The sequence below is a fragment of the Kitasatospora sp. NPDC127121 genome (genome assembly GCF_042677305.1).
In the GTDB taxonomy this organism is placed as follows: Bacteria; Actinomycetota; Actinomycetes; order Streptomycetales; family Streptomycetaceae; genus Kitasatospora.
Genome location: NZ_JBHXTQ010000009.1, coordinates 131,255 through 139,693, shown reverse-complemented (window position 1 = coordinate 139,693; position 8,439 = coordinate 131,255). Strand labels below are relative to the sequence as shown.

The following is an 8,439-nucleotide window of genomic DNA, read 5'->3' as shown; positions in this document are numbered from 1 at the left end:
GCCGCAGGGGCCGGGGCGGCGGCCTTGGGGGCCGGGGCCGGAGCCGGGGGCGCGACGGGAGCTGCGGCGAGCGGCGCGGGGGTCGGCGCCGGAGCGGCCGGGGCGGCCGGTGCGGCGGGGGCGGTCGCGGCCGGAGCAGCAGCAGCGGGCGCGGGGGCAGCGGCAGGGGTCGGCGTGGGGCCGGCCTGGGTCGCGGCCTGGGTCACTGGGGTCACCTCGGTACCGGGCTTGTAGTCGGCGAAAAAGTCCCACCAGGCTCGGTCGACCGAGTTCGGGTCCTGGAGGTACTGCTGGTAGATCTCATCGACGAGCCACTCATTGGGACCGAAGCCAGTGGAGCTAGCCGAGCTATTGGGGGTTTCAGGGGACTGTGGCGACACGGCGGCAACCGCCCTCTTCCGCTTCCTTTTGGGATGTTTGGACAGCGGGGATTAAGGCTACGCCCCTGACCAGTGATCGCGCAGTCCCCGGGCCCCAGGCGTCGCCCAGATCACAGTCCTGACCTGCAGTTTGGCTGAAAATGTGCGTTAGAAAGCCGTATCTGAGGGGAAGCGATCGCGCCCACCCATAGGGCATATCCGGGCAAAACCGGACAAAGGCGCATGTAGATCATCCAATGATCTTCGTGTACGTCTGTGTCGCTTCTGTGACACATCCGACCCTCAGCGCTGCCCCGGCAGCCGGACCTCGATCCGGCAGCCGCGCGGCGACTCGGCGACCGCGATCCGACCGCCGTGCAGGTCCACCGCCCAGCGGGCGATGGCCAGGCCGAGGCCGGTGCCGCCGTCCGAGCCGGGCCCCTGGGCGGTCGCGGTGCCGCTGCGGCTGAACCGCTCGAACACCCGGCCGCGGTCGGCCGGCGGGATGCCCGGGCCCTCGTCCTCGACCTCCAGCAGCAGGCCGCCGGGCCCGCCGTCGGGCCGCGCGCGCACCGTCACGGTGCCGCCGGGCGGGGAGTGCTTGCAGGCGTTGTCGACCAGGTTGGCGACCACCTGGTGGAGCCGTTCCGGGTCCGCCACGCCGGTCAGGCCGGTCGGGCTGACCTCCAGCGCCAGCCGGACGTCGCCGCGCCGGGAGAACGCCCCGCCGGCCGTCGCGCCGTCCACGGTGACCCCGCGCAGCACGCCGTCCAGGAACTCGCGCACCTCGAAGGGGCGGGCGTCCAGGTCGACCACGCCGTCGTCGATCTTGGAGAGGTCCAGCAGGTGGGTGACCAGGCGGCCGAGCCGCTCGGTCTGCTCCAGGGCGGCCCCCAGGGTCGCCGGATTGGGCTGGACGACGCCGTCCACCACGTTCTCCAGCACGGCGCGCAGCGCGGCGATGGGCGTGCGCAGCTCGTGCGAGACGTTGGCGACCAGCTCGCGGCGGTGCCGGTCGGCGGCCCCCAGGTCGGCGGCCATCTGGTTGAAGGTGGTCGCCAGCTCGCCGATCTCGTCGCGCGAGTTCACCTCGACCCGGCGGCTGTAGTCGCCGGAGGCCATCGCGCGGGCGGCGGCCGTCATCTCGCGCAGGGGGGCGGTCAGCCCGTGCGCGAGGAACTGCATGAAGAGCAGCGAGGCGATCATGGAGAAGACCATGATGATCCGGATCTGGGTCTCGGACCGGATCGCCACGACCACCATGCCGGTGGCCAGGAAGACGGAGACGATCACCAGCAGGGCGAGCTTGCCCTTGATCGAGCGGACCGGGTCGAGCGGCCTGATGTCGGCCCAGACCCGGCGGGCGGCGCGGGCGGCCAGCGTCTGCGACCGCGTGCCGCCGGTGTCCCCGTTGCGTTGCTGTGGAAAGGTCATTGGTCCCCTGTGATCCCCGCGTACGTCCCCCGCGTGGTGCGCGGCAGTTCGGGACACGGGCCCCCCGGAGGCCCGTCGCCCGAGGCTCGCCGCTAGGAGAGCGGGGCCTCCAGCGCGTACCCGACGCCGTGGACGGTACGGATCCAGCTCGCGCCGATCTTGCGGCGCAGCGCCTTGACGTGGCTGTCCACGGTGCGGGTGCCGGACGCGTCCGTCCAGTCCCAGACCTCGGCCAGCAGCTGCTCGCGGGTCAGCACGGCGCGCGGCTGCGCGGCCAGGCAGGCGAGCAGGTCGAACTCGGTGGGCGTCAGGTGGACGTCGCCCGAGGCGAGCCGGACCCGGCGCTGCACGTGGTCGATCTCCAGCTCGCCGAAGCGCAGCGAGCCGAGCGCGGGCGTGCGGGCCGCCTGCTGGGCGCGCTCGACGCGGCGCAGCAGCACGTTGACCCGGGCGGCCAGTTCGCGCATCGAGAACGGTTTGGTCATGTAGTCGTCGGCGCCCACGCCGAGGCCGACCAGCAGGTCCGTCTCGTCGTCGCGCGCGGTCAGCATCAGCACCGGCACCGGGCGCTGCGCCTGGATCCGGCGGCACACCTCAAGGCCGTCGAAGCCGGGCAGCATGATGTCGAGGACCACCAGGTCCGGCTGCCAGGTGTGGAAGCCGTCGACCGCGCCCGGCCCGTCGTGGGCCACGGCGACCTTGAAGCCCTCCGCGCCCAGCCGGGCCGCGATCGACTCCGCGATCGTCGGCTCGTCCTCCACCACCAGCACTCTGCGTTGGCTGCTCACCGTGCCGCCGCTGTGGTTGTTGTCCTGCTGAAGTTCTGTCACGGTCACGCCACCGCCCCCAGGGCTGCGGGCCGGCCACCTGTGGGGATGGCGGGCTCCGCTCGTAGTCTTGTTCCGTCGTGGACTGTGCCGGGTCCGCCGTCCCGTCGTGCGTGCGGGTCGGCGGGCGGATTGTCGCCCGCCCACTTCTCCCGCGCACTTCGCAGCGTACGGACAGCGGATGCCTCCCGGCAGGTGGACCGGACGTTTCCGGCCCGTGGGCCGGCTGTCGGGCCGCCCTCGGAGCCCACTGCACGAGTGGGCACGGGCCGATACCTTACCCGGCGATTTTTCTCTGCGTAACGGTACGTATGCAGTCGAGTTGACGCCAAGTCGCCGGTCAGAGCCCCTGCCGGTGCGCCCGCCGGAAGAAGGTCTGGACCAATATCAGGAATCCGGTCGACCGGTTTCCTGACGGTCTTCACCGGCTTTTCTCAGATGCCTCTCAGAACCTCGACGTAACGTGGCCACGACAACGCCCCGCAGGGCGGGATCCGCGGCGCGCGCCGGTACGTTGGGCACCTGGTGAGGGGCCGGTGGCTGCCGGCGTGGAGCGGAGGGCGGCATGGCTGGACTGCGGCGAGGTGCCGGACGGGTCGGGGCGTCGCCCGCCGGCCCGCCGTACGGCATGCTCCGGCACGGTCTGCGCACCGGCGTCGTCGAGTGGCTGCTGGCGCGGGTGCCGACACCCCGGCGAAACCCCTTCACCCTCGGCTATCTCGCCGTGGTGGGCGCCACCACGACCTTTGCCAAACTCGCCGATCCGGAACTCGTGCAGCGGCTGCAGGAGGCCTCCAGTTCCGACGGCCACAACCTTCTGCAGCACCCCCTGCGCGCGCTGCTGCTCAGCGGTTTCTGGGTGGCCGGCGAGGTGTGGATGCCCTACCTGTGGGGATTCGCCGTCACCCTCGCGCCGCTGGAGCGCCGGATCGGTCCCGCCCGGGCGGCGGCGGTCTTCGCGATCGGGCACGTCACGGCCACGCTGCTGTCCCAGGGCGTGGTGATCACCGCGGTGGAGACCGGGCGGATGGAGACCGCGGCGCTGGACTACCTGGACATCGGCGTCAGCTACGGCGTGCTCACCTGCCTGGGTGCGGTGGCCGGGCTGCTGCCGTGGCGCGGGCGGCTGGTCGCGCTCGGTGGCGCCGGGCTGCTGATCGCCGAGCAGATCCTCACCGAGCGGGACCTGGTCACCGCCGTGGGGCACCCCGCCGCGGTGCTCACCGGGGTGGCGCTGTGGCGCTGGCTGCGCCGGGCCCAGGCCCGACGGCCGCGGCCGAAGCCGCGGACGCGCCGGGTCGAGGCGCCGGCCGCGGGCTCCTCGCCCGCGCCGGGCGGCGCTCCGGTCCTGGACGTGCGCTGACCCTTCCGGGTGCCGCTCTTACGTGCTTTTGACGGCGCTTCCCGCGCCCTCCCTCCGTTCGCTCCGCACCCTCCTCCTGTTCGCTCACGGCGAACACCGCCCCGGGAACATCCGGCGCACGCCAGGCCTTAGTCAGGTCGACTCAACTTCACTGACTGGGGAGAGATCATGGCATCGACGTCCACACCGCTCACCCTGCCCGTGCTGCCGCTCGACGACGAGGTCGTCCTGCCGGGCATGGTCGTCCCGCTGGACCTGAAGGACACCGAGGTGCGCGCCGCGGTCGAGGCCGCCCGCGCGGCGGCCACCGGCACCGGCAAGCCGCAGGTCCTGCTGGTCCCGCGGGTGGACGGCTCGTACGCGGCGGTCGGCACCCTGGCCACCGTCGAGCAGGTCGGCCGGCTGGCCGACGGGGAGCCGGCCGCGCTGGTGCGCGCCGTGCGCCGGGTCCGCATCGGGGCCGGCACCACCGGCCCCGGCGCCGCCCTCTGGGTGGAGACCACGCCCTTCCGGGAGTCCTCGGTGGACACCCCGGCGGCCGGCCGGGCCGCCGAGCTGGTCAAGGAGTACAAGGCGCTGTCCACCCAGTGGCTGCGCAGGCGCGGCGCCTGGCAGATCGTCGACCGGGTGGCCCAGATCGAGGGCGTCGGCGAGCTCGCCGACAACATCGGCTACGCGCCCTTCGCCACCGCCGAGCAGAAGCTCAAGGTGCTGCTGGAGGCCGACCAGGTCGCCCGCCTGGAGTACGCGCTGACCCTGCTGCGCGACCACCTCGCCGAGGAGGAGGTCAACGACACCATCCGCAAGGACGTCGAGGAGGGCGTCGCCAAGCAGCAGAAGGAGTTCCTGCTCCGCCGCCAGCTGGAGGCCGTCCGCAAGGAACTGGCCGAGCTCAACGGCGACCCGGCCGACGAGGAGGGCGACTACCGCGCCCGGGTCGAGGCCGCCGACCTGCCCGAGAAGGTCCGCGACGCGGCCCTCAAGGAGGTCGACAAGCTGGAGCGGGCCTCCGAGCAGTCCCCCGAGGGCCCCTGGATCCGCACCTGGCTGGACACCGTCCTGGAGCTGCCCTGGAACGAGCGCACCGAGGACGCGTACGACATCGCCGGCGCCCGCGCCGTGCTGGACGCCGACCACGCCGGCCTCGCCGACGTGAAGGACCGCATCGTCGAGTACCTCGCGGTGCGCAAGCGCCGGGCCGACCAGGGGCTCGGACTGGTCGGCGGCCGGCGCGGAGGCGCGGTGCTGGCACTCGTCGGCCCGCCCGGCGTCGGCAAGACCTCGCTCGGCGAGAGCGTGGCCCGCGCCATGGGCCGCACCTTCGTCCGGGTCGCGCTCGGCGGCGTCCGGGACGAGGCCGAGATCCGCGGCCACCGGCGCACCTACGTCGGCGCGCAGCCCGGCCGGCTCGTGCGGGCGATCAAGGAGGCCGGCTCGATGAACCCGGTCGTCCTGCTCGACGAGATCGACAAGGTCGGCTCCGACTACCGGGGCGACCCGGCCGCCGCCCTCCTGGAGGTGCTGGACCCGGCGCAGAACCACACCTTCCGGGACCACTACCTGGAGGTCGAGCTCGACCTCTCGGACGTCGTCTTCCTCGCCACCGCCAACGTGCTGGAGGCCATCCCCGAGGCGCTGCTCGACCGGATGGAGCTCGTCCGCCTCGACGGCTACACCGAGGACGAGAAGGTCGTCATCGCCCGCGACCACCTGCTCCCGCGCCAGCGCGAGAAGGCCGGACTGGGCGGCGAGCAGGCCAGCGTCGACGAGGCGGCGCTGCGCCGACTGGCCGGGGAGTACACCCGGGAGGCCGGCGTGCGGAACCTGGAGCGCTCGATCGCCCGGGTGCTGCGCAGGATCGCCGCCCAGGCCGAGCTCGGCGAGCGCGAACTGCCCGCCGCGATCGGCCCGGACGACCTGCGCGCCCTGATCGGCCGGCCCCACCACGTGCCGGAGGCCGCCCAGGCGCCGGCCGAGCGGCGCACCGCCGTCCCCGGCGTGGCCACCGGCCTCGCCGTGACCGGCGCAGGCGGTGACGTCCTCTACATCGAGGCCTCGCTCGCCGACGCCGAGACCGGCGGCACCGGGCTCACCCTCACCGGGCAGCTGGGCGACGTGATGAAGGAGTCCGCGCACATCGCGCTCTCCTACCTGCGCTCGCGCGGCGCCGAACTGGAGCTGCCGGTCACCTCGCTGCGCGACCGCGGCGTGCACCTGCACGTCCCCGCCGGGGCCGTCCCCAAGGACGGGCCGAGCGCCGGCATCACCATGACCACGGCGCTCGCCTCGCTGCTGTCCGGCCGCAAGGTCCGCACCGACCTGGCGATGACCGGCGAGGTGTCGCTGACCGGGCGGGTGCTGCCGATCGGCGGGGTGAAGCAGAAGCTGCTCGCCGCCGACCGGGCCGGCGTCACCACGGTGATCATCCCCAAGCGCAACGAGGCCGACCTGGACGACGTCCCGGCCGAGGTGCTGGAGCGGCTCACCGTGCACCCGGTGGCGGACGTGCGGGAGGTGCTGGAGCTGGCCCTGGAGCCGGCCAAGGTCCTGGCCGCGGCGGCCTGACCCGGCCGCGCCGGGTCGGCGGGAGGATCGACGGGAGGACGGCGTCTGCGCGTGCCACACTGCGGAGATGCCGTCCCCCACGCAGCGCGCCCTGGCCCGGGTGCCGGCCCGGCTGCGTCCGTTCCTGGTGCGGCACCGCAGGCTGGTGAAGTTCCTGCTGGTCGGCGGCGCCTGCTTCGTGCTCACCACGGTGACCGACTTCGAGCTGAAGTTCACCGTGCTGGAGCACAAGCCGGTGGTCGCGCTGACGGTCGCGACCGTGATCTCGACCGTCGTCTCCTACGTGCTCAATCGTCGCTGGGCCTTCCGGACGGCCGGGCACCCGCGCGAGGCACTGCTGTTCTTCCTGGTCAGTGCCATGGCGATCGCCGTCAACGACCTGCCGCTGGCACTCTCCCGCTACGCCCTGGACCTGCGCGAGCCGTACGTCGGCCCGTTCGTCCAGGAGACCGCGGACTTCCTCAGCGGGATGGTCGTCGGCACCTTCGCCGCGATGCTGTTCCGCTTCTGGGCGATGCAGCGGTGGGTCTTCACCCGGCCCGCCGAACGGGCGCACCCGAGGTACGAACCCGGTTACGCTGCACCCGAGATGCCACGGGATGCCCCATAAGGCCGTGAGGTGAGGGTTATGCGCGGGGAACCGGACGCGGTTCGGAGCGGGCCCGCCAGCCAGCAGGGGATGCGCCGGGCCAACCTGGCCCTGGTGCTCGGGGTGATCGCGCGCGCCCCGCGCTCCCGGGCCGAGGTGGCCGCCGAGACCGGACTGACCAGGGCCGCCGTCTCCTCGCTCGCCGAACAGCTGATCGCCGGCGGCCTGGTCGTCGAGGAGGGCCCGGCCGCGCCCAGCGGCAAGGTCGGCCGCCCCGGCACCGCGCTCGGGCTCAACCCGCTCGGGCCCGGCGGCCTCGGCGCCGAGATCGGGGTGGAGCACCTCGGTGCCTGCGTGGTCGACCTGAGCGGGGAGGTCCGGACCTGGCGCCGCCGCGAGGTCCGCAACCGGGGCCGCCGGCCCGCCGCGGTGATGGCCGACCTCGCCGAACTGCTGCACGCGGCCGTCGCCGAGGCGAGCCTGCGCCCGGCCGGGCTGACCCTGGCCGTCCCCGGGCTGGTCGGCACCTCCGGCGGGGTGCTCCAGCGGGCCGCCAACCTGGGCTGGCGGGACGTCCCGCTGGCGGCCGAACTGCGCCCGGCGCTGCGCGCGGCCGGCGCGGCCGAACTGGCCGAGCTGCCGGTCGAGGCGGACAACGAGGCCAACCTGGGCGGGCTGGCCGAACGGTGGCTGGGCGGCGGGCCGGAGGACTTCCTGTACGTGTCGGCCGAGGCCGGCGTCGGCGCGGCGATCGTGGTCGGCGGGCGGCTGCTGCGCGGGGCGCGCGGCTACGCGGGCGAGTTCGGCCACGTACCGGTCCACCCGGACGGCCACCGCTGCGCCTGCGGCGCGCACGGCTGCCTGGAGCAGTACGCGGGGGAGGCGGCCGTGCTGCGGGCGGCCGGGCCGGCGGGCGCGCGGGGCGACTGGGTGACGCTGCTCGCCGGGCGGGCCGGGGCCGGGGACGAGCCGGCCCTCGCGGTGCTGGCCGGGGCCGGTTCGGCGCTGGGCATCGCGGCCGCCGGGGCGGTCAACCTGCTGGACCCGGCCGAGGTGGTGCTGGGCGGCGGCTACGCCCGGCTGGCGCCCTGGCTGCTGCCGGCGATGCGGGCCGAGCTGGCCGCCCGGGTGACGGTGCGGCCCTGGTCGGACGAGCGGCTGACGGTGTCCCGGCTGGGCCGGCGCGGGCCGCTGCTGGGCGCCGCGGTGGGCGTGGTGCGGGCCGTCGTCGCGGACCCGGGCCGGCTCGCCGGCGGCTGACCTCCCGGCCCGGGGCGCACCCGAGCCCCCGGCCGGGCGGCC

At 74.3% G+C, this 8,439-nt stretch carries 6 protein-coding genes and 1 pseudogene; 4 read left to right on the top strand and 3 right to left on the bottom strand.

Annotated elements, in window-relative coordinates:
• The 3 genes and pseudogenes from kgd to ACFVHI_RS08040 all read right to left on the bottom strand — a co-directional run.
• Positions 1-380 (bottom strand): annotated as a pseudogene (gene kgd / locus ACFVHI_RS08050) (multifunctional oxoglutarate decarboxylase/oxoglutarate dehydrogenase thiamine pyrophosphate-binding subunit/dihydrolipoyllysine-residue succinyltransferase subunit); the annotation flags it as partial.
• Between the two features lie 282 nt (positions 381-662).
• The gene (locus ACFVHI_RS08045) at positions 663-1,793 is read right to left on the bottom strand and encodes a cell wall metabolism sensor histidine kinase WalK (protein WP_063347842.1); all 1,131 of its coding nucleotides are present in this window, start codon (positions 1,791-1,793) and stop codon (positions 663-665) included.
• Positions 1,794-1,885: 92 nt separating this feature from the next.
• Positions 1,886-2,623 (bottom strand): response regulator transcription factor, encoded by a 738-nt coding sequence (locus ACFVHI_RS08040; protein WP_063351140.1) that lies wholly within the window; start codon positions 2,621-2,623, stop codon positions 1,886-1,888.
• A 562-nt stretch (positions 2,624-3,185) separates the two neighbouring features.
• Here ACFVHI_RS08040 and ACFVHI_RS08035 point away from each other — a divergent pair.
• From ACFVHI_RS08035 to ACFVHI_RS08020, 4 genes are all read left to right on the top strand, one after another.
• Positions 3,186-3,983, top strand: a complete 798-nt coding sequence (locus ACFVHI_RS08035; RefSeq protein ID WP_380336819.1) for a rhomboid-like protein — start codon at positions 3,186-3,188, stop codon at positions 3,981-3,983.
• Positions 3,984-4,151: 168 nt separating this feature from the next.
• The gene (gene lon, locus ACFVHI_RS08030) at positions 4,152-6,548 is read left to right on the top strand and encodes an endopeptidase La (RefSeq protein WP_380336816.1); all 2,397 of its coding nucleotides are present in this window, start codon (positions 4,152-4,154) and stop codon (positions 6,546-6,548) included.
• A gap of 67 nt (positions 6,549-6,615) precedes the next feature.
• Positions 6,616-7,158, top strand: coding sequence for a GtrA family protein (locus ACFVHI_RS08025; protein ID WP_063347839.1), 543 nt, complete (start codon positions 6,616-6,618; stop codon positions 7,156-7,158).
• A gap of 18 nt (positions 7,159-7,176) precedes the next feature.
• A complete protein-coding gene (locus ACFVHI_RS08020) occupies positions 7,177-8,397 on the top strand; it encodes an ROK family protein (RefSeq protein WP_380336814.1) in 1,221 nt (406 codons plus the stop codon).
• Positions 8,398-8,439 lie beyond the last annotated feature (42 nt).

What these genes read in the sequence shown, in the direction of transcription:
- ACFVHI_RS08020 (WP_380336814.1), top strand. Translation starts at nt 7,177, where the DNA reads ATGCGCGGGGAACCGGACGCGGTTCGGAGCGGGCCCGCCAGCCAGCAG.
- lon (WP_380336816.1), top strand. Translation starts at nt 4,152, where the DNA reads ATGGCATCGACGTCCACACCGCTCACCCTGCCCGTGCTGCCGCTCGAC.
- ACFVHI_RS08035 (WP_380336819.1), top strand. Translation starts at nt 3,186, where the DNA reads ATGGCTGGACTGCGGCGAGGTGCCGGACGGGTCGGGGCGTCGCCCGCC.
- ACFVHI_RS08045 (WP_063347842.1), bottom strand. Translation starts at nt 1,793, where the DNA reads ATGACCTTTCCACAGCAACGCAACGGGGACACCGGCGGCACGCGGTCG.
- ACFVHI_RS08025 (WP_063347839.1), top strand. Translation starts at nt 6,616, where the DNA reads ATGCCGTCCCCCACGCAGCGCGCCCTGGCCCGGGTGCCGGCCCGGCTG.